24 protein-coding genes are annotated in these 24,907 nt (G+C 66.3%); 10 read left to right on the top strand and 14 right to left on the bottom strand.

The window, feature by feature from the left end; all coding sequences use genetic code 11:
* The first annotated feature begins 180 nt into the window (after nucleotides 1-180).
* Genes GOAMI_RS02200 through GOAMI_RS02215 form a run of 4 tightly spaced genes read left to right on the top strand, consistent with a single transcriptional unit; the run spans nucleotide 181 to nucleotide 3,528 of the window.
* The gene (locus GOAMI_RS02200) at nucleotides 181-921 is read left to right on the top strand and encodes an SDR family oxidoreductase (RefSeq protein WP_006434749.1); all 741 of its coding nucleotides are present in this window, start codon (nucleotides 181-183) and stop codon (nucleotides 919-921) included.
* On the top strand, nucleotides 918-1,793 hold the full coding sequence (locus GOAMI_RS02205) for an NAD(P)-dependent oxidoreductase (RefSeq protein WP_006434750.1): 876 nt from the start codon (nucleotides 918-920) through the stop codon (nucleotides 1,791-1,793). Before GOAMI_RS02200 ends, GOAMI_RS02205 begins: the two co-directional genes overlap by 4 nt.
* Nucleotides 1,790-2,179: a carboxymuconolactone decarboxylase family protein gene (locus GOAMI_RS02210; protein ID WP_006434751.1), complete on the top strand. Its 390-nt coding sequence runs from the start codon at nucleotides 1,790-1,792 to the stop codon at nucleotides 2,177-2,179. The genes GOAMI_RS02205 and GOAMI_RS02210 overlap by 4 nt, the downstream gene beginning before the upstream one ends.
* The gene (locus tag GOAMI_RS02215; RefSeq protein ID WP_006434752.1) at nucleotides 2,176-3,528 is read left to right on the top strand and encodes an alpha/beta hydrolase domain-containing protein; all 1,353 of its coding nucleotides are present in this window, start codon (nucleotides 2,176-2,178) and stop codon (nucleotides 3,526-3,528) included. Before GOAMI_RS02210 ends, GOAMI_RS02215 begins: the two co-directional genes overlap by 4 nt.
* Before the next feature lie 27 nt (nucleotides 3,529-3,555).
* On the opposite strand, the gene GOAMI_RS02220 is transcribed toward GOAMI_RS02215, so the two are convergent.
* Genes GOAMI_RS02220 through GOAMI_RS02235 form a run of 4 tightly spaced genes read right to left on the bottom strand, consistent with a single transcriptional unit; the run spans nucleotide 3,556 to nucleotide 8,640 of the window.
* Entirely contained in the window at nucleotides 3,556-4,728 is a 1,173-nt protein-coding gene (locus GOAMI_RS02220; protein ID WP_006434753.1) for an alpha/beta hydrolase family protein, read from the bottom strand.
* Nucleotides 4,725-6,173: a wax ester/triacylglycerol synthase domain-containing protein gene (locus GOAMI_RS02225; protein WP_051995351.1), complete on the bottom strand. Its 1,449-nt coding sequence runs from the start codon at nucleotides 6,171-6,173 to the stop codon at nucleotides 4,725-4,727. The genes GOAMI_RS02220 and GOAMI_RS02225 overlap by 4 nt, the downstream gene beginning before the upstream one ends.
* Complete coding sequence (locus tag GOAMI_RS02230; protein ID WP_006434755.1) at nucleotides 6,174-7,823, bottom strand: AMP-binding protein; 1,650 nt, start codon at nucleotides 7,821-7,823, stop codon at nucleotides 6,174-6,176.
* Between the two features lie 19 nt (nucleotides 7,824-7,842).
* Nucleotides 7,843-8,640 (bottom strand): lysophospholipid acyltransferase family protein, encoded by a 798-nt coding sequence (locus GOAMI_RS02235; RefSeq protein WP_006434756.1) that lies wholly within the window; start codon nucleotides 8,638-8,640, stop codon nucleotides 7,843-7,845.
* 196 nt (nucleotides 8,641-8,836) lie between these two features.
* Between GOAMI_RS02235 and GOAMI_RS02240 the strand changes: the two genes are divergently transcribed.
* The 5 genes from GOAMI_RS02240 (at nucleotide 8,837) to GOAMI_RS02260 (ending at nucleotide 12,782) form a co-directional block, all read left to right on the top strand.
* Complete coding sequence (locus GOAMI_RS02240; protein WP_006434757.1) at nucleotides 8,837-9,478, top strand: PaaI family thioesterase; 642 nt, start codon at nucleotides 8,837-8,839, stop codon at nucleotides 9,476-9,478.
* 4 nt (nucleotides 9,479-9,482) lie between these two features.
* Entirely contained in the window at nucleotides 9,483-10,490 is a 1,008-nt protein-coding gene (locus tag GOAMI_RS02245; RefSeq protein WP_006434758.1) for an alcohol dehydrogenase catalytic domain-containing protein, read from the top strand.
* Between the two features lie 103 nt (nucleotides 10,491-10,593).
* Nucleotides 10,594-11,493: an amidohydrolase family protein gene (locus GOAMI_RS02250; RefSeq protein WP_006434759.1), complete on the top strand. Its 900-nt coding sequence runs from the start codon at nucleotides 10,594-10,596 to the stop codon at nucleotides 11,491-11,493.
* Complete coding sequence (locus GOAMI_RS22430; protein WP_081598175.1) at nucleotides 11,438-11,836, top strand: SDR family oxidoreductase; 399 nt, start codon at nucleotides 11,438-11,440, stop codon at nucleotides 11,834-11,836. Before GOAMI_RS02250 ends, GOAMI_RS22430 begins: the two co-directional genes overlap by 56 nt.
* Nucleotides 11,837-11,975: 139 nt before the next feature.
* The gene (locus GOAMI_RS02260) at nucleotides 11,976-12,782 is read left to right on the top strand and encodes a FadR/GntR family transcriptional regulator (RefSeq protein ID WP_006434761.1); all 807 of its coding nucleotides are present in this window, start codon (nucleotides 11,976-11,978) and stop codon (nucleotides 12,780-12,782) included.
* A 4-nt stretch (nucleotides 12,783-12,786) separates the two neighbouring features.
* On the opposite strand, the gene GOAMI_RS02265 is transcribed toward GOAMI_RS02260, so the two are convergent.
* From GOAMI_RS02265 to GOAMI_RS02300, 7 genes are all read right to left on the bottom strand, one after another.
* Nucleotides 12,787-13,533, bottom strand: a complete 747-nt coding sequence (locus tag GOAMI_RS02265) for an amino acid ABC transporter ATP-binding protein (protein WP_006434762.1) — start codon at nucleotides 13,531-13,533, stop codon at nucleotides 12,787-12,789.
* A 3-nt stretch (nucleotides 13,534-13,536) separates the two neighbouring features.
* Nucleotides 13,537-15,273, bottom strand: a complete 1,737-nt coding sequence (locus tag GOAMI_RS02270; protein ID WP_210737797.1) for an ABC transporter substrate-binding protein/permease — start codon at nucleotides 15,271-15,273, stop codon at nucleotides 13,537-13,539.
* A 230-nt stretch (nucleotides 15,274-15,503) separates the two neighbouring features.
* Nucleotides 15,504-16,241, bottom strand: coding sequence for a hypothetical protein (locus tag GOAMI_RS02275; RefSeq protein ID WP_051995353.1), 738 nt, complete (start codon nucleotides 16,239-16,241; stop codon nucleotides 15,504-15,506).
* A gap of 184 nt (nucleotides 16,242-16,425) precedes the next feature.
* A complete protein-coding gene (locus GOAMI_RS02280; RefSeq protein WP_247603018.1) occupies nucleotides 16,426-17,022 on the bottom strand; it encodes a hypothetical protein in 597 nt (198 codons plus the stop codon).
* 157 nt (nucleotides 17,023-17,179) lie between these two features.
* Nucleotides 17,180-19,579 carry a TPR repeat domain-containing protein gene (locus GOAMI_RS02285; RefSeq protein ID WP_006434766.1) on the bottom strand — a complete coding sequence of 800 codons (2,400 nt, stop codon included), beginning with the start codon at nucleotides 19,577-19,579 and terminating at the stop codon, nucleotides 17,180-17,182.
* Nucleotides 19,580-20,092: 513 nt separating this feature from the next.
* Nucleotides 20,093-20,362, bottom strand: a complete 270-nt coding sequence (locus tag GOAMI_RS02295; RefSeq protein WP_006434768.1) for a DUF2277 domain-containing protein — start codon at nucleotides 20,360-20,362, stop codon at nucleotides 20,093-20,095.
* A 54-nt stretch (nucleotides 20,363-20,416) separates the two neighbouring features.
* Nucleotides 20,417-21,391, bottom strand: coding sequence for an NADPH:quinone oxidoreductase family protein (locus tag GOAMI_RS02300; RefSeq protein ID WP_006434769.1), 975 nt, complete (start codon nucleotides 21,389-21,391; stop codon nucleotides 20,417-20,419).
* Nucleotides 21,392-21,440: 49 nt separating this feature from the next.
* Between GOAMI_RS02300 and GOAMI_RS02305 the strand changes: the two genes are divergently transcribed.
* Complete coding sequence (locus tag GOAMI_RS02305) at nucleotides 21,441-22,133, top strand: class I SAM-dependent methyltransferase (RefSeq protein WP_006434770.1); 693 nt, start codon at nucleotides 21,441-21,443, stop codon at nucleotides 22,131-22,133.
* A 123-nt stretch (nucleotides 22,134-22,256) separates the two neighbouring features.
* Here GOAMI_RS02305 and GOAMI_RS02310 read toward each other — a convergent pair whose 3' ends face one another.
* The 3 genes from GOAMI_RS02310 to GOAMI_RS02320 form a co-directional block, all read right to left on the bottom strand.
* Entirely contained in the window at nucleotides 22,257-23,024 is a 768-nt protein-coding gene (locus GOAMI_RS02310; protein WP_006434771.1) for an SDR family NAD(P)-dependent oxidoreductase, read from the bottom strand.
* Nucleotides 23,021-23,962: an alpha/beta hydrolase gene (locus tag GOAMI_RS02315; protein WP_006434772.1), complete on the bottom strand. Its 942-nt coding sequence runs from the start codon at nucleotides 23,960-23,962 to the stop codon at nucleotides 23,021-23,023. The genes GOAMI_RS02310 and GOAMI_RS02315 overlap by 4 nt, the downstream gene beginning before the upstream one ends.
* Nucleotides 23,959-24,907: NAD(P)/FAD-dependent oxidoreductase (locus tag GOAMI_RS02320; protein ID WP_006434773.1), on the bottom strand; the 949-nt coding region annotated here is incomplete at its 5' end. The genes GOAMI_RS02320 and GOAMI_RS02315, both read right to left, overlap by 4 nt.

Raw genomic sequence — 24,907 nt, forward strand, 5'->3', positions numbered from 1 at the left:
CCCCGCCGGCTGAGCCGGCACCAACCCCGCCGGCTGAGCCGGTACCGAGCGAAGCGAGAAACGCCTCCCACCCCGCCGGCTGAGCCGGTACCGAGCGAAGCGAGGCACCGCGTCGAAGCCCCGGAGCTCGCAGCGGCCCGTCACAGAGCCCACCCCACCACACACACAGAAAGCAGGACAATGAGTTCCCAGCGTTTCGAGAACAAGACCGTCATCGTGACCGGCGCCGCCGGCGGGATCGGCGAAGCCTACGCGCGGGCACTGGCCGCCGAGGGCGCCAACATCGTGGTCGCCGACCTCGCCGACGAGAAGGGCAAGCAGGTCGCGGCGGACATCGGCGGACTGTACGTCAGCACCGATGTGGCCGACGAGGAGTCGGCGAAGGCACTCGCCGCGGCGACGGTCGACGCCTACGGCTCCATCGACGGCCTGGTCAACAATGCGGCGATCTACGGCGGCATGAAGCTCGACTTCCTCATCACCGTGCCGTGGGACTACTACAAGAAGTTCATGTCCGTGAACCTCGACGGTGCGCTCAACGTCACCCGCGCCGTCTACCCGCACATGACCAACGGCGGCGGCGCCATCGTCAACCAGTCTTCCACCGCCGCATGGCTGTACAGCGGTTTCTACGGTCTCGCCAAGGTCGGCGTCAACGGCCTGACCCAGCAGCTCGCCACCGAACTCGGCGGGCAGAACATCCGGGTGAACGCCATCGCACCCGGCCCCATCGACACCGAGGCCACCCGCACGACCACTCCGAAGGAGATGGTCGCCGACATCGTGAACCGGTTGCCGCTCAAACGGTTCGGCAAGCCCGAAGATCTCGTCGGGATGTGCCTGTTCCTGCTCTCCGATGAGGCCGGCTGGATCACCGGGCAGATCTTCAACGTCGACGGCGGGCAGGTCATCCGGTCATGAGTGCCCCGATCCGGCTCGGGTACGTCGGTCTCGGCAACATCGGCGGCCCGATGGCGGGCAGCCTGGCCGCCTGGCCGGGCGGCCTGACTGTGTTCGACCTGTCCGACGAGGCGATCGGCAAGGTCGTCGACAAGGGTGCGAAGGCGGCCGGTTCACTCGCCGAACTCGCCGCCGGGACCGACATCGTCGGCATCTGCGTCCTGAACGACGAGCAGGTGAGGTCGGTGGTCACCGGGCCCGACGGACTGTTGTCGACGGCCCGTCCGGGCACCATCATCACCGTCCATTCCACGATCGGACCGGACACCGCGGTCGACCTCGCCGAGCAGTGCGCGGCCCGCGACGTGGTCCTGCTCGACGCCCCGATCTCCGGTGGCGCGATGGGAGCGGCGTCGGGACGGCTGGCGATCATGGTCGGCGGCCCGCGCGACGCCTACGAGAAACTGAAGGAGCCCTTCCGGCTCACCGCGGACCTGCTCGTGCACGCGGGACCCGAGGTCGGCGCGGGCACCAAGATGAAGCTCGCCCGGAACCTCCTGCACTTCATCTCGTTCACCGCCACCACCGAGGCGGCGCGCCTCGCCGAGGCTGCCGGACTCGATATCACCAAGCTGGGCAAGGTCGTTCGACACACCGATGCCGTCACCGGCGGTGCCGGGGCGATCATGCTGCGGGAGACCACGGCGACGCTCGACACCGACGATCCGTGGTACGGCATCTTCACCGGCGTTCGTACACTGGGCGAGAAGGACCTCTCGCTGGCACTCGCGCTCGGCGACGAACTCGGCGTCGACCTGCCTCTCGGGCAGATCGCACTCCGCGAGCTGGCCCCCGGACTCGGTGTCCCCCATCTCGAAGGAGAAACCGCATGACCCGATCCAATGTCTCCGACGACGCACCCGACGAGGTGCGCAAGCGCGGCCTGAGGCGGATGTCCGAGGTCTACGGCTGGGAGGTGAGCGATGGTCCCGGCGACTACTTCGCGCACACCGCCGACCAGGTGTTCGGCAACGTATGGGCTCGCGAGGGTCTCTCCGACCGGGATCGGCGACTGATCCTGCTCGGCGCACTCGCGGCGAGCAACAACATCGACGTCGCCGAGATCCAGGCCGGGGCCGCTCTGGGCAACGGCGAGCTGACGCCCGAACAGCTCGAGGAGATCAGTCTCTTTCTCTGCTATTACATCGGCTGGCCCCAGGGCACCAAGATGCACTTCATGTTCGGTGAGGTCATCAAGAAGTACCGGAAGCAGAAGTGAACAAGCACATCATGTTTCGCCCGCTGGCAGACGGCAAGGGTCCCTCGTTGCTGAGTGCCTCGCCGGTGCCCGACCTCGCCGCCGCCGGATACACCGACACCGAATACGCCGCGTCGGGAATCGCCGACCGGCTCGTCGGCGACGGAGACACACCTCCGGCCGAGTTCACGACCCGGCTGGTCGTCCGACGCCCCGCGGACGCGGCCGCGTTCAACGGCTGTGCCGTGGTGGAGTGGCTGAACGTGAGCAGCGGCAGTGATGCCGCGCCCGAGTATTCCTATCTCGCCGCCGAATTGGTGCGCGCGGGTTACGCCTGGGTGGGGGTCTCGGCGCAGTACGTCGGTGTCGAGGGCGGCACCGGTTCGGTGGGCGTCGCCGCCGGTGAACCCCAGAGTCTGTCCGCCAAGGACCCGGGCCGCTACGGCGGACTACATCACCCCGGTGACGCCTACTGCTACGACATCTTCCGCTCGATCGGACACGCGGTTCGTGGTGATCACTCCGGAGAGGCACCGACCCCGTATCACCCGCTCGCCGGACTCTCCGTCGGCACGGTGCTCGCGGTCGGCGAATCGCAATCCGCGATGGCCCTGACCACCTATGTCAACGCGGTGGCCGCCGCCGGGGACTTCGACGGGTTCCTCATCCACAGTCGTGCGGCTGCAGGTCTACCCGCCGGCGACGTGGGTACGGGCATCGATGTGGGCACCGTGTTCAGCGGCGAACCCACCAGGATCCGTACCGATCTCGACGCACCGGTCCTCGTCGTGCAGACCGAGACCGATCTGCTGACCAACTTCCGCTACCACCTCGTTCGTCAGCCGGACACGGACCGTCTGCGGGTGTGGGAGATCGCCGGTACCTCACACGCCGACCTGCATCAGATCGGCGACTTCGAGGAGTTCCTCGGCTGCCCCGATCCGGTGAACCGCGGCCAGCAGCGCTTCGTGTTGCGCGCCGGGCTGCGCCATCTCCGCGCGTGGGCCGACGGCGGGGATCCGCCACCGGTCGCCGATCCGCTGCGTCTGCGCGGGGTGACGACGGCCGAACCCGAGTTCGAGGTCGACGACATCGGCAACGTCCTCGGCGGCGTCCGCACGCCGTGCGTCGACGCGCCGACGCATGTGTTGAGTGGCGTTGTCCCCGATCCGATCTCTCGCATCTGCCTACTGTTCGGATCGACCCACCCCGTCCCCGCGCATCTGCTCGCAGAGCGCTACGGCACACGCGACGAATACGAGAAGCACTACCGTGACGCCGCCGACGCGGCCATCAACGCCGGGTTCGTCCTGGTCGAGGACCGGGACGAGCTGATCGCCGACGCAAATCCGGACATGGTGCCCGAGTAGGTTTTCCGGGACTCGTCGCGGGCGACGTCAGTTGATCGCCCGCTTGCCCTCCTCGGCCGGGCCGGCCGGGCGCGCGCGTTCACTCAGGAATCCGTCCGTCGCGTGCCGGATGCCGGTCGAAATGGCATGGCCGACATGGCTTCCGGGATACCAGTGGATGCGTCCACCCCAGTGCTCGTGGAGCTGCTGTGCAGCCGACACCCAGGTCACGCGGTCGTTGAGTGCCGCGACCACCATCCGGCGGTCCGGGGTTGCGATCGGTTGCACCGACAGCGGACTGATGACGCTCGCCACCTCGCGCACCGACTCGTCGCGCATCAACGATGCGAGGCGCTGCCCCTTGGGTCCGCCGCGAGACATGTGATGGGCGAGCGTCGCATGCATGTCCAGCATCGGCACCACCGCGAGCACTGCGGCGATCCGCGGGTCCATCGACGCGGCCAGGGCGGCGATGGGGCCACCCAGAGACGTTCCGGCGATCGAGATCTCGGCTGGTTCGTGACTCTCGATCCAGGTGATCAGCGACCGGATCTCGGCGACGGCGCGGACCGTGATGAGGGTGTTCACCAGCGGGTCGAAACCCGGATAGGACACCTTCGTCACGCGCCGGGGTCCGTGCGCGGGGAGCACCGGGAACGCGACGTCGTAGCCGAGCTTCTTGTGGAGATGCGCCGCCCGGAACGCATACAGGTCATCCGGTCGTCCCTGCGCGGCACCATGCACCCAGATCAGCCATCGGGCGCCGGCCCGGCGCTTCGTCATCACCCGGACCGACGAGATGCCGTCGGCGTACGGGTCCAGCGCCGCCACCGATGCCGGCAACTTCGCGTCGACGGCATAGTCGATGTGCTCGAACGACGTGGTGCCGAAGACCTTGCGGTCGCGCGACAGGATCCTGGGCGCACCGGGATCCCGATGCATCCCAGCGGGTCCCAGTCGGAGGAATTCGTCGGCCACATCGGCGCATCGCGCCACCATGTCCTCGACCGTCTCCATCGGCGGGATGTCCCGGATCACCGAGTTGACCGCGATGAACAGTTCGTCGATCGCGGTCTCCCCGACCTGCCGCGGCCCGCACCCGGCTGCCGGGATACCCGTCTCCGGGTTTCCTCGTCCCGCCGCGATCGAACTGCCGATCGCCCGAGGCAGTACGCCGGCGAACAATCCTAGCCTGGCTCGTTCGGTCTCCCAGTCGATCAACTGGCCTCCCGTGCCATCTCGCCGATACCGAGCGCATCGGTCGCCTCGTCGACCGCCCGCACGACCCGGCGGAGGAACCCGGCCGGGTCGGGCATGGATTCCGGTGTTGCGATGAGTCCCATGCTGAGCCGTCCGGCGTAGCTGTAGGTTGTCAGGTTCACGTCGGCCGGCGCGATCGCCAGGGCGAAGGAGATCCAGTCGACCACCTCGATGTCGCCGATCCAGCGCGTGGTCCGGGGGCCGGGCATGTTGGCGGTGGTGATGTTGTTCATCACCAGCGGTGCCCGGTTGGCGGCCAGTCCGCGGAAGAACGGACCGAGCCGTCCGGTATAGGTCGCCAGCTTCTCGGTCAGGTCGAAGCCGACGTCCCGACGGCACGCCACGGTGGCCGCGCAGCTCTCGCCGGTCGCGACGATCCGCTCGACGGGATCGGCCAGATCGGAGCGCAGATACGCCATGGCGGTGGCGATCTCGTTGCCGTGAACCCGGTTGGACCCGAGGTTGTTGCAGACCCCGAAGATCGTCACCGGGGTGCCCGGCTCCTCGCCGCGCGCGATGAGCTCGTCCCTGATCGCACCGGCGATCACACCGTGCAGGGCACCGTTCACCGTGGTGCCGGCGGCCAGGGCGATCCGCTGGATGTCGGCCAGCGCGATGTCGGCCGACGCACATACCCGGTTCGCCCCGCTACGTGCGTTGAAGCTGGTACGACGCACCGTCAGCGGTTTCGGGATCAGCTCGCCGTTGGACGCCTTGCGCCGCGCTGCCACCGCGTGCCGGGCCGCGGAGACCACCGACGGGAGTCGACGGACCAGTCGACGCGCCTCCGCGCGCGCCGCCTTCGTGAGGGTCCGCGCGTCCTGCTCGAGAGCCTCGGGGACAGGTGCCGGGGGAACACGATCGCCCGGTTCTGCGGTGGCGGCCATGAAGGTGTTGAGCGCCGCGAGTCCGTCGGCCACCGCGTGGTGGACACGGACCACGACCGCTTGCCGACCGCCGTCGAGACCGTGAACCAGGGTGAGTGCCCACAGCGGACGGTTGCGGTCGAGTTGCGCGACCGCGAGTTCGGACAGCACGGCGTCGAGTTCGGTGCGTCCACCCGGGGCGCCGACCCACACCTCGTCGATGTGGTCGGAGACGTCGAAACCGTTGTCCTGCACCCAGAAGGGGCGCGCCGAACAACCGGGCACCCAGCGCACCCGCTGGGTGGCACGCGGGAACATCCCGAGATAGCGCGGCAGGACGTCGGCGATCTCGGCGAGTGACAGTGGACGACCGTGTCGGGACGTGTCGAGGACCGCGACCTTGAGAGTGTGCATCGGGTTCGACGGGGTCTCCATGTTGAGCATCAGCGCGTCCGGCCCCGTCATGCGCTCGGCACCCGAACCGGCATCGGCACCGGCGAACAACTCGGTGACGTCAGGTGTGTTGCGTGCGTTCGTCATTCAGCTCACCTTCCGTTCCGGTCCGGCCGACTCCAGGTCGCGCTTGAGGATCTTGCCGGTGGCGTTGCGGGGCAGTTCGTCGAGGAACTCGACGTCGCGCGGAACCTTGAACCCGGCGAGCTGTTCCTTGACGTGCCCGCGGATCTGGTCGGCACCGATGAGGGTCTGCGGAGTCCGCACCACGTACGCGGCCAGACGCTGACCGAACTTGTCGTCGTCGACCCCGATGACGGCGACCTCGTGCACCTCGTCGAGGGCACCGATGACCTGCTCGACCTCGAGCGGATAGACGTTCTCGCCGCCGGAGACGATCATCTCGTCGTCGCGACCGACCACGAACAACCGGCCGTTCTCGTCGAGCCGCCCGACGTCACCGGACACCATGTGCCCATCACTGAAGGATTTGGTGTCGGAGGTCGTGTATCCGTCGAATCCGGAGTTGTTGGCGACCACGATGCGACCGATCTCGCCGACCGGGAGTTCGCGATCGTCGTCGCCGAGAATCCGGACGCTGGTGCCGGTCAGCGGCCGGCCGGCGGTGTCCGGGCTGATGCGCAGGTCCTCGGGTGTCGCGGTACTGATCAATCCGGCTTCGGTGGCGTTGTAGCTGTTGTAGACGACGTCGCCGAAGCGGTCGAGGAAGGCGATCAGGGCATCGGTACGCATCCGCGAACCGCTCGCCGTGGCGAATCGCAGACTGGGCATCGGATGCGCGTCGAGAACCTCGTCGGGCAGGTCCATGATGCGTTCGAGCATCACGGGGACGACGGCGAGTCCGGTCGCCTCGTGGTCGCGGACGAGGTCGAGGGTCGCGACCGGGTCGAAGCGGCGGCGCATGATCATGGTGCACGTCATGGTCGCCGAGATGGCGACCTGCCCGAATCCCCAGGCGTGGAAGATCGGCGCCGCGATCACCGTGGATTCTCCTGCGCGCCAAGGAATGCGATCGAGCATCGCGGCCAGCGACGCGATGTCGGTACTACCACCGCGACGCGCGCCCTTCGGGGTACCCGTGGTGCCCGAGGTCAGCAGCACGATGCGGCCGGCGCGCTCCGGCCGTGCGGGTCGCCGGCCGAGGTTCGCGTCGATGAGCGAGTCGGTCGTGAAACCCGAGACCGGCCCGGTCTCGGTCCAGGCGTGGATGCGGCGCATCCCCGGAAGCCGTTCCGCCGCCGGAGCGATGACCTCGTCGAACTCGTCGTCGGCGATGAGGACGTCGGCACCCTCCCGCTCGAGGACGTCGGCGAGCTGAGGTCCGGCGAAGCCGGTGTTGAGCAGCACCGCGTCGGCACCGAGCCGCGACGTCGCGGCGAGTGCCTCGATCAGTCCGCGGTGGTTGCGGCAGAGGATCGCGACGGTCGTGACCGGAGCGCCGGGGAGCTCACGCAGTCCGACGGCCAGGGCGTCGCAGCGCGCGTCCAGCTCGCCCCATGTGAGGCGGCCCGCCTCGTCGATCAGGGCCAGGCCCTGCGGGGCACGGGCGGCGGCCAGACCGATTCCGCTCACCGGTGACGCACCGCCGTGGCGACGCAGGTTGAGACCCATCCGGAGGTAGCGGTCGAGTCGCAGCGTGCCGAGGAAGCCGCTGCGGACGAGGGTACGAACGAGCCACGTGTAGGTGGTGACGCGATCGCGGAAACGAGTGATCATCGTCGATCTCCTTTCGTGGTCAGCCGAGAACCGGGAACCGGCGCTCGCGGGCGAGCCCGTCGAGGGCATGCTGCATGTGCTTGCGGATCATCTGGTCCACCTCGGCATGGTCGGGATCGGTCCCGAACTCGGCCGTGATGTCGATGGGGTCGAGAACCTGGGTGACCAGCTTCGACGGCAGCGGCACGTTCGGCGGGAAGTGGGCGGTGAGCCCGAACGGGAAGCCGAACGCGAACGGCGCGCTGTCGACCCGGAGCAGCTTCTGCAGTCCGAGCAGCTTGGCGAGGCTGTCGCCGCGGTTCAGGAAGAGCTGTGTCTCCTGGCCGCCGATGGTGACGATCGGGACGATCGGGACGCCCGCTTCGAGAGCGGTGCGGATGTAGCCGGTGCGTCCGTGGAAGTCGATCGTCGCGGACTGGCTGGTGGGACGCAGCGCTTCCCATTCGCCGCCGGGGAACACGATGGTCGCGGCACCGGCTCTGAGTGCGGCGACGGCGTTCTTGGGGTGGGCCGGCAGGAAGCCGACCTTGCCGAAGATCTGTTTGCCCGCGCCGGTGAAGATGAGGTCGTGGGCGAGGGTGTACAGCGGCCGGTCGGGTCCGAACTCGTCGGCGAATGCGACGCTGATCACCGGGACGTCGAAGGCCATCAGCCCGCCGGAATGGTTGGAGACCAGCAGGGCGCCCCCGTCGGGAACCTTGTCCATGCCCCGGACCTCGGAGCGGAAGTAGGTCTTGGCCACGAGTTTCAGGACGGGTAGCACCCGTTTGACCCAGGTCTCGTCGCGAGCGGTGAGGTCGAAGGTTTCGGCACTCATCGTGGAGCAGCTCCTGTGGTTGTGTTTCCGCCTCGCGCGGGATCACCGCCGGAGGTCGCCCGTGGGCTGGATGACCTGGTGGTCGGTGTCCACGAAAACAGAAACGAGAACACGTTCTAATGTTTGAATTAGAACACGTTCTACTGCAGGCCTCCACCCTTCGTTACCTATGCCACACCTACTGATCGGTAGACATATGGAGTTCATCCTCGAGGACATAACCGAAGACGAAGTCGCTCGTCGACGCGGCGTCTACACGCCCCTGACCGACAGCGTGCGCGACCTCGTCGACGCCGTGATCCGCACCGAGGTGGGCGAGGATGCACTCGCCGACGCGCAGCGGCGGATCGCCGAGATCGTCGCCGACCTGCGCACCGAGCAGATGGACGGCCCATACGGCGTCCGGCACACGCGCGAGAACACCGGCATGGCCTGGGGGAATGCCGTGATCGGCGTACGCAACGCCCTGGCACCCCCGCTCGACATCGAACACGTCCCCGACGGCGTGCGCAGCGAGTTCACCCTGGGTGCCGCCTACGAGGGACCGCCGGGGCAGGTCCACGGCGGCGTCTGCGCCATGCTCCTCGACCATCTGCTCGGCAACGCGGCCAGTTACTCCTCACCGTGCTACACCGGCACCATCACCGTCCGCTACCTGCGCCCCACTCCCCTCGGCGCGCTGGTGGCCCAGGCGTGGGTGACCGAGCAGAACGGGCGCAAACGCATCGCACGCGGCACCATCTCCGACGCCGAGGGCGTGACCTGCGAGGCCGAGGGCGTCTTCATCGTCCCGCGATCCGCGGTCGACGGACCCGTGGTGCGCTGGTCGGAGGGCTGAGCGGATGCGTGCCGCGGTGACCACCGCAGACGGATTCGAGGTCGTCGAGGTCCCCGACCCCACGCCCGGACCCGGTGAACTCGTCCTCCGGGTCGCCGCGAACGGCATCTGCGGCTCCGACCTGTCGACCGCCCCGTTTCTCCCACCCGGCACCATCTTGGGACACGAGTTCGCCGGGGAGGTCGTCGCGGTCGGCCCACCCGACCCCGCCGACGGCGCACACCACGGTTTCCGCCTCGGCGATCACGTCGCGTCGATCCCCGTCCGCGGCTGCCGACGATGTCGCGCCTGTCTGGTCGGCGACATCGCTCGCTGCCCGTCCGTCCGCACCCTGGGGCTGGGCGTCCTCCCCGGGGCACTGGCCGAGTTCGTCGTCGTCGGTGCGGCCGAGAGTGTGCGGGTCGATGGCATCGACCCGGTGGACGGCGCCCTGGTCGAACCCCTCGCGGTCGGCCTGCACATCGTGATGCGGGCCGGGATCGAACCCGCCGACCGCGTCCTCGTGCTGGGCGCCGGCCCGGTGGGAACGGCAGTGCTGCACTGGTTGTCGCGCGGCGTGGCCGGTGAGGTGATCAGCTCCGACCCCTCGCCCGGTCGGCGTGCCGCGGCCCTCGACGCCGGCGCATCCGCGGTGCACACACCGGAGCAGCTGTCCGGAGAGGTCCGCGACGGCTTCGACGTCGTCATCGAATGCGTCGGCAAACCCGGGATGATCGCCGCGGCGCTCGATGCCGTCCGAACCCACGGCCGCATCGTCGTCGCCGGCGTGTGCCTCGGCGATGATCACTTCATGCCCGTCGCAGGCATCGTCAAGGAAGCGTCCATGTACTTCGTCTCCTACTACACCAAGACCGAGTTCTGCACCGCTGCCGCCGAACTGAACCGCGGCGCGGTGGGCTCGTCGACGCTGGTCAGCCAGATCGTCGGGCTCGACGAGGTAGACCGCGTGTTCGCCGAGTTGTCGGCGCCCAATGATCATCGGAAGGTGCTGATCTCGCCCGCCGTCGGCTGACCGGCCGAGATGCCCTGCGACCTCCGCCGGGCGTACCGTCGTACGGGTGAACAGTGCCGTTCCCGAAGCCTCCAGACCTGACAGCCCCAGACCTGAGGGCCCTGTGCCGTTCAGCTCCCACGAGGCGGATCGGGTGCGCGCGGTCTGGCAGGACCTCCACCTGCCGGGCATCGTCGACGTCCACACCCACTTCATGCCGCGTCCGGTCATGGACAAGGTGTGGTCGTACTTCGACTCCGCGGGGCCGCTGGTCGGGCGGGAGTGGCCGATCACCTACCGTGCCGACGAGGACGTCCGGGTGTCGACGCTGCGCGAATTCGGTATCCGCGCCTACTCGTCGCTGGTCTACCCGCACAAGCCGAACATGGCGGAGTGGCTGAACGGCTGGGCCAACGACTTCGCCGCCAACCACGAGGACTGCCTGCACACCGCGACGTTCTACCCGGAGGAATCGGCCACCACCTACGTCTCTCGCGCGATCCAGGCGGGAACGCAGGTCTTCAAGAGCCACATCCAGGTCGGCGACTATTCCCCCATGGATTCCCTGCTCGACGGAGTCTGGTCGCAGATCGCCGACTCCCAGGTGCCGGTGATCATCCACTGCGGCTCGGGTCCTGCACCCGGCCGGCACACCGGGCCGGAGCCCATTCGCGCTCTACTGCATCGGTTCCCGTCGTTGCCGCTGATCATCGCGCACATGGGCATGCCCGAATACGCGGCCTTCCTCGACCTCGCGGGCGAGTACCCCAACGTGCACCTGGACACCACGATGGCGTTCACCGACTTCGCCGAGGAGGACGCCCCGTTCCCCGCGGACCTTCGGTCGCGTCTCGTCGACGCCGGGGACAGGATTCTGTTCGGCAGCGACTTCCCCAACATCCCCTACGGTTACACGCACGCCCTCGAAGCCGTCACCGGCCTGGGGTTCGACGACGACTGGCAGCGCAATGTGTTGTACCGCAACGCCGCTCGGCTGTTCGGACTCGATCGGCCCAGCGAATGACGATGTCGGTGTCCGCGCCACGGAGCACGGACACCGACATCGCAGAGATCCACCACGGGGGCCGGCGGATCCCGACCCGGGCGAACTCGGCATCACATGCAACACGCTGTGTCCCGGATACGTGGAGATCCCGACGCGGGTTCGGACGCAGTCGTCGTCGGCAGGGAAGGCCAACATGGGCCGCTACTCGAATCCTCAGCAGAATCACAAGGATCTGACAAGGACGGGCCGACATGCGACCCTGGACGAGGTCGCGCACGCCGCTGTGAGCCTCCTGGGCGAGCACAGTGGCGCGATCACCGGAACCACCCTCAACGTCGACGGTGGATCGTCCCCGTACTGAGCCCGCCGCGTCGAGCGCCGGTTTCGTTCACACGTACGAAATTCCGAAGTCGGACACCGTTCACCAGTAGTGTGCAATCCGACTGCGAATCCAGCCAGCGGCTCGCGGACCGCCGCCACCGAATGAGAAAAGGTCGACGATGACACGCGAACTGACCCGCACGGGTCTCCCGATCATCTACAACCCCGGAGAGATGCGATCGTCTTCGGAGAAGAATGGCGAGACCACGCGTGCCCCCAAGGCATCGGAGACCACCGCCGCGTCGATCGTCTCCGACATCGTCAGCCTCGGGCTGCGGCGCGGCGACCGCCTCCCGGCCGAGAGCGACATGCTCGCCAACTACTCGGTCAGCCGCGAGACCCTCCGTGAGGCGCTTCGCATCCTCGAGGTCCAGGGGCTGATCACGCTCAAGCGCGGCCCCGGTGGTGGTCCGTTCGTGAGCGCGCTCAACGCGTCCTACCTCGCGCGCACCGCCACGCTGTATTTCCATCTCGCCGGCGCAACCTACGACGAGGTCTTCGACACCTGGGAGATCCTGGAACCGCAACTGTCCGCCAAGGTCGCCCGGATCGAGGATCGGAAGCTGAAGGAGGCCGCCTTCGCGCGGTTCCTCGACTACGACGTCGAGGAACACGAGGAGAGCGAGATCTTCAGCGATCTCAACAACTTTCACGCCGTCATCGCCGAACTCAGCGGCAATCGCGTCCTCACGCTGCTCACGCAGGCGATCGACCACATCGTCGTCGAGCACGTCCTCGAGGCCGGCCGCGACACCATCGCCGAGGACGATGCGATGAGCCACGACCACGCCGAGATCGCCAAGGCGATCATCGCGGGCCGTCCTCGTAAGGCGGAGACGCTGATGCACGATCACATCAGCGAGGTCGTCCAACGGTTCCGGGACCGCCACCCGGAACGGTCCGACGAACTCGTGCAGTGGATGTGAGCTGCTACAGCACCTGAGACAGGAACGTACGCAGTCGTTCCGACTTCGCGTCGTCGAAGATCTGGCCGGGCTCACCGGTTTCCACCACGACGCCGTGATCCATGAACAGCACGTTGTCACTCACATTGCGCGCGAAGCCCATCTCGTGGGTGACGACGACCATCGTCATGCCCTCGGATGCGAGGTCGGCCATGAGTGCGAGCACACCCTTGACGAGTTCGGGATCGAGAGCCGAGGTCGCCTCGTCGAAGAACATCACCTCCGGTGTCATCGCGAGTGCACGCGCGATGGCCACACGCTGTTGCTGACCGCCCGACAGGCGTGCGGGTCGCACGTCGGCCTTCTCGGTCAGGCCGACGATCTCCAGTTGCCTCAGCGCGACGTCGCGTGCCTCGTCTTTGCTCAGCCCCTTGAGTTTCCGCGGCCCGAGCGCGACGTTCTCGACCACCGTCTTGTGCGGGAACAGGTTGAAGTGCTGGAACACCATGCCGATTCGGCGGCGCAGTTCGTCCGGGTTGTCCTGGAGCACCGACCGGCCGTCGAGCAGGATGTCCCCCTCGTCGGGTTCGTGCAGGCGGTTCAGTACCCGCAGGAGCGTCGACTTGCCCGATCCCGAGGGGCCGATGACGGTGGTCGTCGTACCCGCGTCGACCTGGATGTCGACCCCGCGCAGCACGTGGTGTCTGGCGAAGGACAGGTGTAGCCCGGTGCCGGTCAGCGACACCGCTTTTCGTGTGGTGGTGGCAGGCATGGCCTATCCCTTCTCGACGACGGTGGCGGGCAACGGATCGTCGTGGACATCGGCGGGCCTACCGGTGCGGAGGCGACGGTCGATGTAGTTGACCAGGTGCGTCAGCGGGATGGTCAGGATGAGGTACATGATGCCCGCGGCGACCAGCGGTGACAGGTTTCCGGTCTGCGCGTTGAGGTCTCGGCCGACGGCGAACAGTTCGCGCTGGCTGGCGAGCAGTCCGAGGAAGTAGACCAGGGAGCTGTCCTTGATGAGGCTGATGAACTGGTTCATCAGTGCGGGCAGCACCCGCCGGACGCCCTGTGGGATCACCACCAGCCGCATCGACTGCCGATAGCTGAAGCCGATCGCACGCGACGCCTCGAGCTGACCGTCGTCGACGCTCTGGATACCGGATCGGAAGATCTCGCCGATGTAGGCGGCCGCGAGCAGTGCCAACGCGACGGCGCCCAGCCAGTACGGGTTGTTTCCGGTGAGGCCCTTGACCACCGGGCCCACGCCCAGGCCGACGATGAGGATGACGACGACGGCCGGCAGACCGCGGAAGATGTCCGTGTAGACGCGTGCGGGCCAGCGCAACCAGCGCGACCGGGAGATGCCGCAGACCGCGAGGATCATGCCCAGGATGGTTCCCAGCACACCGGAGACCACGGAGAGGATCAGCGTGTTGACCAGGCCGGTCTTGATCAGTTCGGGGAACGACTTCTCGTAGAGCTCCCAGTTGAAGAAGGTGTCACCGAGCTGTTCGAGCGTGCTCTTGGGCTTGGCGGCTTCGGTCGGGCCGGCGTTCGCGGCGTTCTCGGCGGCGATCGCGGCGATGTCGGGAAGTTCGGGTTCGGGGGCGGCCTTGCTGCCCGGCTTCCAGCCTTCGGGGAGTTCGCGCGGCACCCAGTCGACGTAGAGCTTGGCGTAGGTGCCGTCGGCGATGATGGCGTCGAGCCCGGAGTTCAGGGCCTCGACGAGCTTGGGCTTGTTCTTGCCGACCGCCCACGCGACGAAGTTGTTGACGCTGAAGGTGTTCTCCACGATGGCGGTGCCGTCGCCCTCGCGTACCGCGCCTTCCGCCTGTTGCGACGGCGCGACCCACGCGTCGACCTGACCGCTCTTGAGATTGGCGTAAGCCGTTGCGTAGTCGGGGAACTTGACCGGGTCGAGGCCGAGCGTGTTGACGACGTAGTCGTCCTGCACGGTGCCCTGGACGACGGCGATACGGGTGGAGTCCGACAGGTCGCCGAATCCCTTGATGGGACCGCCCTCGGGGGCGACGAGCGAGAAGTAGCCGAAGTCGTAGCCGTTGGTGAAGTCGACGGTCTTGCGACGGTCGTCGGTGGTCGTGATCGACGACGACCCGACGTCGAACCGGTTGTTGGCGACCTGCGAGAGCAGACCGGCGAACTCGGTGCCGTTGAACTCGATCTGCAGACCCAGCTTCGCGGCGATGGCTTTGAGGAGTTCGTTGTCGAAGCCGGTGAAGTTGCCGGCGCTGTTGACACAGATGCTGGGTCCGGCGTCGGACAAGGTGCCGACGGAGATCTTGCCCGGCGCAAGCAGTTCGAGCGAGCCGATGTCGATCTGGTCGATCGGCGTCGTGCTCGGGGTGGTGTATTTGTCCTCACCGCCCTGCTCCGCGGCGGCCAGGTTGACCGGTGCCGCCGACGCCGACGCGAGCCCGGCCGGGCTACAGCTGTCGTCGGGGGCGGCCTGGGCATGCGGCGCGGGTCCGCCGAGGATCGTCAGCATGCCGACGATGGCGGCGGTCAGCGCCAGCGCGAGGATTCGAACCACGCGCGGAGCGGCTCGATGAGCGCGGGGAGATCGGTGGTTGGACACCACTCGGACCCTAGCCCGACCCTGCGGTCACGTCCCAAATTTTTGCTCACCGGTGAGCGTAACCCCGCTGAACTGCGGTTTTATCTCCGAGCCGCGATGACGGATGGCACGGATCAGCAATAGGTATCGCTCAGCGAAACCTATTGCTGAAGGCGTTCGACGGCGCGCCCGTCGCCGAGTTCTTCACGCGCCTCGGGATGGTCGAGGTAGTAGCGGAGAAAGTCGAGTAACGCCTCGGGCCCTGTCGGGAACAGGTCCACGACGCACACGATCGGGTCTTCGGGCGACGGCGCGAACGGGCCGCGGTAGAAAACCTCGACGGTCACCTTCGCGCCGTCAACGGGTTCGACGAGGATCGCCATGGAGTTACCCGAAGCAGTTGGTTCGATAGCCTCGATGTCCGACCAAGCGATCTCGTCGCGGACTTTGAACGACTTCATGACCAACTTGTCTGGCGTGCAGAAGATCTCGGAAAACCGCAACCAACCGCATGCAAAGTAGACGAGAGCGGCTGCCGCGAACACTGCGAGCCCAGCTGCAACGTAAGGGAAGACGATGAGCTGACCGTCCGACATCGGAAAGGTCAGCTGATCTGTCCAGAAGCCCACTGCGAAGACTGTGGCGCTCACCAGTGTTAGCGCCAGAAACACGATGTAGCCGACGCGGAATTCTGGCGACATACGAATAGCTGTTCCGCCCGGTCGGTGCGCGGTGACCTTCGGCGGCGCCCCCGATCGGGTTCGACGAATCGCGATGGTGACCACCCGAGTCGCCTCGAGCGAGCACGCCAAGGCCGCCGGCAGATAGAACATCGCGTACAGAGGGCGGGAATCTGCGATTGCCGCCACCCCGTGATAGCCCCAGAACAGGCTGAACACACCGAATGCTGCGGCACTGAGTCCCGCGAACCGAGTGAGCCTGAACAACCTGTCCCATGGGTGGGCCTTGTCATGGCCGGTCAATTGCAAACCGCCTTACCTAATTCCGAGCCGAGAAACCTGAATGCCCAAGATCCCCCGGCGGCGAGCCCGGCCGCTATTGCTTTCCCTAACCCGCCATCGCTCAGACACCGCTCCCCGACCAGCCCGGATACGACGGGCCGGGAGCGGTCAGGTCGCCCATGTCACCGCAAATGGTCGGGTCTGGCATCGGTTCCCGCCCCCACTCGTCCGGACCCGAGGGTGGCGCCCACGAATCCGTGTACTCCGAGACCCACCAATCTCCGAATACGTCATACCCGGGAAACAGTCTGGGACCGGACCGGCTTTCAGGCGGCGACTCGCCCTCGCGATGAAACGTCAAACGGTAGACGGCCACGAACCTGTCGCGGGCATCGGGGACATTCTCCGAATCAAAGTAGGGCGGAAAACCCGCTTCATCGGTGCTTACCTGCCCGGATGTGCACACAAGCGCGACAGCAGAGTTGTCCCCGAGGTCACGAACGTCGGCAATTTTATAGATCTCATCCACTGTCTGGTAGTCGTTGCTGCCCAGAGGCGGCATCCAATCCTTGCGCCCAGGAATCGCGTCTTTGATGCCTGGAAACTCACCGTCAACATCCCAGTCGAAGAGTAGTAGGGTTTCTCCTTCGATTACCCCACGAATGAACGTCCCCGTCGGGGATGACAGGTCGACAGCACCGTCCTCACGCCAGCGCATTCTCCACTGCAAACGGTCTGCTGCCCGGGCTTCCGAGGGGGACATAGATCGGACCGAACCGGACGCGGTATTGCCCGAAGAGCCCGAGGATGAGGATGCATCGATGTCGCTGCAGGCAGTCACGAGTCCAAGGCACAGCAATGCTACTGCGATAACGTCAGCGCGGCGCACGGTCCACTACCTCCATGGACTGGTCGGAATCGTTGATGGTCGGATCTTCGAGTGATTCACCGAAGTGGTCGTTGTATTCGAAACGAGTACTTTCCGCGCCAATTTCCTTCGAGAACCTCGTGAATTCTCGACCGTTGGCTTCAACCTTTTCCAGGTCGAGAGACCCGTCTGGCTTCACAAATGTTATCGGATTACCGTCGCGAGCTATCCACGCCTTGCCCCAGAGGTCTGGTCGATCCTCGAGGTAGCCGGACGTCACCTGTACCACGCGGTCTTGGCCGGCGGTCATTTTGTCGAGGCTGGTCCCTAGATTCTCAAGCTCTGTCTTCCATGCAGCTTCGTTGTCCTGCGGATCGGCAGTTGGCAATGAAACCTCATCCATCTTCACGAGTGGCACGGCCATGCCGGCGACCTCGGAAAGCCCAGGCACTTTCAACCCGCCGGAAGCCAAAAGCCCTCCGGCCGAGTCGATCAGGAAGGACTTCTCGTTGTACTCCCGCAATCTCTCCCACTGGTCGTTGTCGGCGAGGGTTGAGAGCGCGTTGGTCAACCCGTCGTCCATTGATCTGTGTATTTTGGCAGCGGCAGTGGCGAGCTCCGAGTTGTCCGGGTCGCTGCCGTACTCGTGCGCGAGGAAGTTCTCCCAGTGCACGGCTGCGCTCAACGCAACTCGACCCGCACCGGGATCCGTGGAGAGCACCCCGATGAGTTTCGAGAACTCCACCGTGTCTTCGAGCGGACCGGCTGTGTGGTTGACCAAGACCCCATCCGGAGCACCGGCGAAGTTACCGAAATACGGCGCGAGGTTCTTGGCAAGTACCTGCGACAGCAGGGCATTCCGGTCACCGAAGGTTTCGTACTTGTTGTTTCCTGTTGAGTCTCGTTCGACGACCAGCGAATCGAGTCCGTTCTCGTGATCGATCAGAATGCGCGCCAATGCATCGGCGGCCCTACCACCGAGCTGCCCTTCGTACCCCTCGGATGGTGCCGCCGCCCCGATCCAATCGAAAAGATCTCTGCCGCCCGACAAGTCACCTTCCGCACCGAGTTTGGCACCGTCGACAGACCACCGTTCAGAAAGAATGTTCAGCACGTGCGCGTCGGCGTCGTACTTATGCCCTTCAGCAACTGTCACGCTCATCCGCTCCCCGGTCAGGAAATCTGTGACGGCTTGCCGGTCGTGACTCGAGTTGGTGAGCATCGAGCTCGCGAGCTTTCGAACGTCCTCGACGCGCTGATTCTCGTCGTACAGACCAAAGAGCTTGTCATCGCCGTCCGGTAGAGCTCCGACGATCTCAGAGGACTGCTTGAGCATCCCGCGGTCGACGTCGGTGCCCAACTGCAGACCACGGTCGGTCCGGTCACTCAAGATCGTGTTGAGTGCCTTGAAGTCGTCGAGGCGCGGCACCCCCGCGAAGGAGTAGGGGAATCCGGTCGACGTGCCTGCTGTCGTGTGCTTTATCGGATTCTCGCGTAGCAACGACACAACTGAGCCAGGCAAACGGTCCAGGCCGCCAGTCGAGCCCGCTTTCGTGTGCACATTGGGACTCGACATGATGCGGAACGCGTCTCCGAGCAGACCGGGCGCGGCGTTGTGAACTTTGAGGAGGTCGTCCATGTTCGCCGTCTCGAGCTCGGTCATGATATTGCTCAAATAGTTGTACTGCCCCTGGGAGATCTCCGTGACTTGCCCTTCGCGGAGCGCTTCAAGCTGGCCGGGACTCAGGGATGTCGCTCGCCTCAGACGTTCTCGGCCCGCCGGCGACAGCTTGCCATCCTTGAGTGCCTGCAGGTCTATCTCGGACTGGCGGATGCTGAGTCCCGCTGTGACGGGTGTGAGCGTCCTGATGAGTTCTTCTGCTTCGCTGATCGCGCGCTTCGTGTCCACGTCAACCGTGTGCAGCTCCTGCGCAAGCCTCTGCAGCCGGATGGTCTCGTTGGTTGCTTCCTCACCCCGGATGCGGCGAGCTTCGGCTATCTCGGACAGCGCGGTGGAGTCGCCCTCGTTGCGCTTCTCTTCGGAGGCGTAGTCGCGCAGATCACGAACGGTCCAATCATCTTCGACTGAGAACAGGTCGTTCTCGAGATTGGACGCTGAGGTGTTGAGGTTCGCGACCATCGGGGTCATCCGACTGCTGCCAGACGTGAACGCTTCGCCGAGTTCCTCGACTGCGTCCGCAACCCGGGTCATCTGCGTTTTCTCCCAGTCCGCGCGGGTCACCGCTCCGTCACGCGCGGCCCCCTTCCAATCGAGGCCTGTTACCTTCGCGTGGAGTTCCCCGGCTTTCCTCTCGATCGCGGCCGACACCGGAACCAATGCGGATGCGGCATGAGCGAGAACCTCGGGGTGCGCGTCGCGGACAATACTTCGAGTCTTTGCCGCCATCACTCAGGACGCTGGTTGAGATTGCCGAGTGACTCCAGTAGCCGAGCGGCGACGTAGTCGGCATTGACCACCGCGCTCGAGGCAGATTTCAGAGCATCACCGAACTGCTCGTGTCGACCCGCAATTGTTGTCAGAGCCTGCTTCACCGACCCGTCGAGGCTATCCGTGGCTGATGCGGTCTCGAAACCCGCCAGCGAGTTACGGATAGCTCCGAACGTCGGCGACTCGATCCCCCGAATAGACGTCCCGTACGAATGCAAGTGCCTCGCTGCGTCCGCGAGACTGCTCGGGTTCACCTCTGCAGGCTTCGGTGTCACTCGTCCCCCACCCAATCGCATGGCCACGTGGTGGCCACGATCAGCACAAATGTCTTCGCGATCCTAACCCTGCCAAGACAGGGGTGCACTCGGGTACTCCACAATGCCGATCGCGGCCGTAAGGAACCGCTTCCGACTCGGAGCCCACACAGTCAGCAATAAGTATCGACCAGCGATACCTATTGCTGACCCGACCTCAGCCCCGCGCGGCGATCCGCGCCTGGACCTCGGGGCGTCGAAGCGGCGGGACCGTCTTGGGCGGCTGGCGACGCTCGGGCAGGGCGTCGAGCAGGGTGCGGGTCGCCGCGGTGACGGCGGCGACCGCGGCCTCGAAGGCCTCGACGTTGGCCGGCGACGGGTGCCGGACGCCGCTCACCTTCCGTACATACTGTCGCGCCGCCGCCTCGACCTCGTCGGCCGTGGCGGGCGGTTCCAGTCCGCGGAGTTCGGTGATGTTGCGGCACATGGCGGTTCCCTTCGCAGGTGGCATCTCCTGCGGTCGTCGCCGGCCGGACCGGTCTCAGTCGCCGATCTTGACGACCGCCTTACCCAGGATCCGCCCTTCGGCGAGATCGGTCAACGCCTCGGGCAGCTGATCGAGCGTGTAGGTGACGTTGACCTGCGGGGTCATCCCATCGGCGATCATCTGGCTGAGCTCCTCGTGCAGCTTCGCCGGGAGGTTCAGCTCGGGATGGGTGCGCACGTACTCACCCCAGGCCGCGCCGACGACGGCGATGTTGCGGAAGAGCACGCGGTTGAGCTTGACCGTCGGGATCCCGCCCGCGGCGAAACCGACCACGACGTAGCGACCGTCGGGAGCGACCTGGCGCAGCGCCTCGTCGAAGACCTCACCGCCGGACGGATCGATCATGACGTCGACTCCCTTGGGTGCGACCTCCTTGAGCTTGTCGCCCCAGCCCTCTTCGAGCTGCACGATCTCGTCGGCGCCCGCACTGCGCAGCAGTTCCTCGGCACCCTTGCGGTGCACGATGGCGACGACCTTCGCACCCATGGCCTTGGCGACCATGATCGACGCGGTCCCGACGCCACCGGCGGCACCCAGCACGCCGACGACCTCACCGGGCTGGGTGTGCGCGCGGGTCTTCAGCGCGAACAGCGCGGTCTGGTAGTTGATGCCCATCGCGGAACCCTGCTCGAAGCTGAGTCCCTCGGGCAGGGGCAGCAGCTGTTCCGGCGCGGCCGCGACCTGCTCGGCGAAACCGCCGACGATCGACGCAACGAGGACCTTGTCCCCCACCTTCACCGACGATCCCTCAGGCGCCGACCGCACCACTCCAGCAACCTCGGTACCCGGGGTGAACGGGGTGGGCACGCGGAGCTGGTACTTGCCCTGGCTCATCAGGAGGTCCGGGAAACACACACCGCACGACTTGACGTCGACGACGACCTGGCCGTCGGCGGGAGTGGGGTCGGGGACGTCGGTCAACTCGAGTCCGGAGGGGCCTGTCTCTGCGCTGAGTACCTGAGCTTTCATATCGCTCACCCTACGCGGCGCCCCTCACACACCCGATAGGATCTGTGCCATGTCACAGTCCACGGCGCCGTCGCCGAACGCACCGTCCCCCGAACGTCGCCGAGTCGCCGACGAGGCGCCGGGCTTCATGCCGCTCGACGAGGCACAGACGCTGTTCGAGATCGCCGGAGAGTATCTGTCACAACCGGATTCGACGAAGGTCGGCATCGAGATCGGCACCTATTGCGGAAAGTCCACGGTCTTCCTCGGTTCCGCCGCCGAGGCGAATGACGCAGTCATCGTCACCGTCGACCATCACCGCGGTTCCGAAGAACACCAACCAGGTTGGGAGTACCACGACGAATCCCTCGTGGACCCGCACACCGGAACGCTCGACACCTCGGCGCGCTTCCGCCGCACCATGTTCGACGCCGGGCTCGAGAAGACCGTCGTCGGACTCCTCGCACCGTCGACCGTCGCCGCCCGGATCTGGGGCAAGCCCGCCGACTTCGTGTTCATCGACGGCGGCCACAGCATGGAAGCCGCCCAGAACGACCTCGACGGCTGGGCCCCGTGGGTGCGTATCGGCGGGACCCTCCTGATCCACGACGTCTTCCCCGATCCCGCCGACGGCGGACGCCCTCCCTACGAGATCTACTGCCAGGCCCTGGAAACCGGCCAGTTCACCGAGGTCCGGGCCGAAGGCTCGCTGCGCGTGCTACGACGCGACTCCGGCGTCGTCGGCGCACCGCTGGCCGGCTAGCGCCTTCCCGCGTAAGGATTTCCCTCCCGAGCGACCAGTTCCCTGCCGCTGATCGAGTCCGATCAGCGACAGGGAAGCGGTGCCGCGCGAAGATCGATTACCGAAAACAGTTGCGGCCTCCGGCTATTGGGACTCGTACTGTTCCAGCATCGCCCGCGCCTTGCCGAGGACGTCGGGATATCTCTTGAGGTGGGCGCCACCATTCACGTCGAAGGCGGCCCCGGTGATCCACCGCGCCTTGTCGGAGGCGAGAAAGACGACGGTGTCGGCGATCTCGGCTGGTTCGCCGCTGCGTCCGAGCGGGGTGTTCTCGATGTACTCCTCGGTGAGTCCGGGGACGAATCCGATTCCCTCGGTCAGCGGCGTCGACACCAGACCCGGCGACACGGCATTGACCCGTATCCCCCGGTCCGCCAGTTCCAGGGCAGCGACCTCGACGAGCATCAGGACACCCGCCTTCGACGCGCAGTACGAACCCATCCCGGCGCCGGGCTGCCGTCCGTTCAGTGAGGCGATGCAGGTGATCGAGCCGCCGTCGGCGATCCGACGGCCGGCGTGTTTGATCACCAGGAACGTGCCGGTGAGGCAGACGTCGACGGTGTGACGCCAGGCGCTCAACTCGAGTTCGGTCAGGGCACCCGGATCGGACAGGCCCGCACAGTTCACCACCGTGTCGAACTCCCCGACCGCGTCGAAAGCGGCGACCACCGAGTCTTCGTCGGTGACGTCGAGACGCAACGCACGGACCAGCTCACCCCGCTCGGCGGCGACTCTCTCGGCACGCTCGGCGTCGACATCGGCGACGACGACCTCCACTCCGTCGGCCGTCAGCGCGTCGACCGTCGCCAGCCCGATACCCGACGCCCCGCCGATGACGATCGCGCGCTTCACCGGGCACTCACGGTCTTGTCCGCGAGGTGGCGGGTGAGGAACGAGACCGCATGTCCGACACACGGTTCGAACCAGTCGTTGCCCTCGAAGACGTCGAAGTGATCACACGGATAGTGCCGGACCTCGGCGCGCGCCTTGAAAGCCGTCTTGGCCGCAGCCTGCGGCGGCGCGGCCGAGTCGTAGTCGGCGATCTGGACGAGCACCGGAGCAGTGAGGTCGCCGACATGCTTGTCGGCCCGGAACCCGCCGATCTCCAGACCGACCGACGCGTCGACCTCGTTGCGCCACGACGGTCCGGCAATGGCCAGGTAGCTCTCCAGGAATCCGGGGGCGGTCAGTGCCGCATCGCGGTCACCCGGTTCGCCGACCACGCGCATCATCTTCGGGCCGCGCCCCAGCTTCGACGACACAGCACTCGCCACGGCCGACGCGGTGGAGCGCGCGATGGCCGCACCTCCGACCTGGTCATAGGCCACGCGACCGGCGGCCAGACCGTTGACGAGCGGAATCACCGAGATCACCGCGGCGATGTCGAGACGACCGCTCGCGACCGTCAGCGCATGACCGCCCGATTGCGAAACACCCCAGAGGATCACCTTATTCGGGTCCACACCGGCTTGCTTCTTGGCGGCCACGATCGCGGCCCGGTAGTCGTCGGCCTGACGCTCCAGCGAGATCTGCTGCCGCGGTTGCCCATCCGAGAGACCGAAACCGCGGTAGTCGAAGGCGAAGACGGCGAGTCCGGCCTCCGAGAATCGCTGCGCGAACGGTGCGAGACCCGAATCCTTGGTGCCCGCGAAACCATGCGCCATCACGACGACGGGGCGTCTGCCGTCGATCTCGAAAGGCGAGCCCGACGAACCGGCGAAGAACCAGGCGTCGCATTCGGTGCCCGCCGACGGGAAACGGACGGTCTGCGCTCCGGGCGGTGTGGTCATGCGGTGGCCTCCGTTCCCGAGACGCTTGCGACAGGAGCGTTGTCCGCCACTCCCGCCCAGGTCATCGGCCCCTGTTCCTGCGCGCGGCGTCGGCCGGTGGGGATCTCCTTGGTACGCATGTTGTGTTCGTAGAGGTAATGGTCGATCTGCTGGGTGTGGCGGGCGCTCTGCACCATGTGGCCGGTGAAGAACTGCGTGTCCGCGGCTATCGTCTCCCGCATCTCCGCCACCGATGGTGGGCGATAGTGCCCGGTCGCGTACGCGCCGATGAGGCGCGCCTGGCATTCGACGAACGGGAACAGCGTCGGGACCGCCTGGGCGAATCCGGCGAAGACGAGGTCGTCGATACCCGGGTAGAACATCCGCTTGTACAGGTCGATCCGGTTGTCCGGCGCGCTGATGAAGTCGGGGTCGAAGAACGGGAAGGTGATGTTGTAACCCGTTGCGTAGATGATGATGTCGAAGTCGTCGGAGGTGCCGTCGTCGAAGTGGACCGTCGACCCGTCGAGGCGACTGACATTCGGCTTCGCGATGACATCACCGGAGCCGAGACGCAGCGGCAGCTCCACCGATTGCGTCGGGTGTGCCTCGAAGAACTTGTGATTCGGCGTCGGCAGACCGTAGTCCTCGGGACGTCCGGCGGTGACCGGTTGCATCATCTGGACGAACTTCCGCTGCCACGACATCGGGATGTGGGGGGAGGTCTTGTAGTACTTGTCGGCGGGTTTGCCGCCGAAGTACTTCGGCACGATCCAGGCCCCGGACCGGGTGGACAGCGTCAGCTTGTTGTCCAGCGCCTTCGACGACAGTTCGACCGCGATGTCGGCGGCGCTGTTACCCAGGCCCACCACGAGAATGCGTTTCCCCGAGAAGTCATGTGGCGTCCGCGGGTCGATGTAGTGATGGGCGTGCATCTCGATGCCGTCGAACTCGCCCGGGAAGTTC

Origin of the sequence: Gordonia amicalis NBRC 100051 = JCM 11271, assembly GCF_000332995.1 — a bacterium.
In the GTDB taxonomy this organism is placed as follows: Bacteria; Actinomycetota; Actinomycetes; order Mycobacteriales; family Mycobacteriaceae; genus Gordonia; species Gordonia amicalis.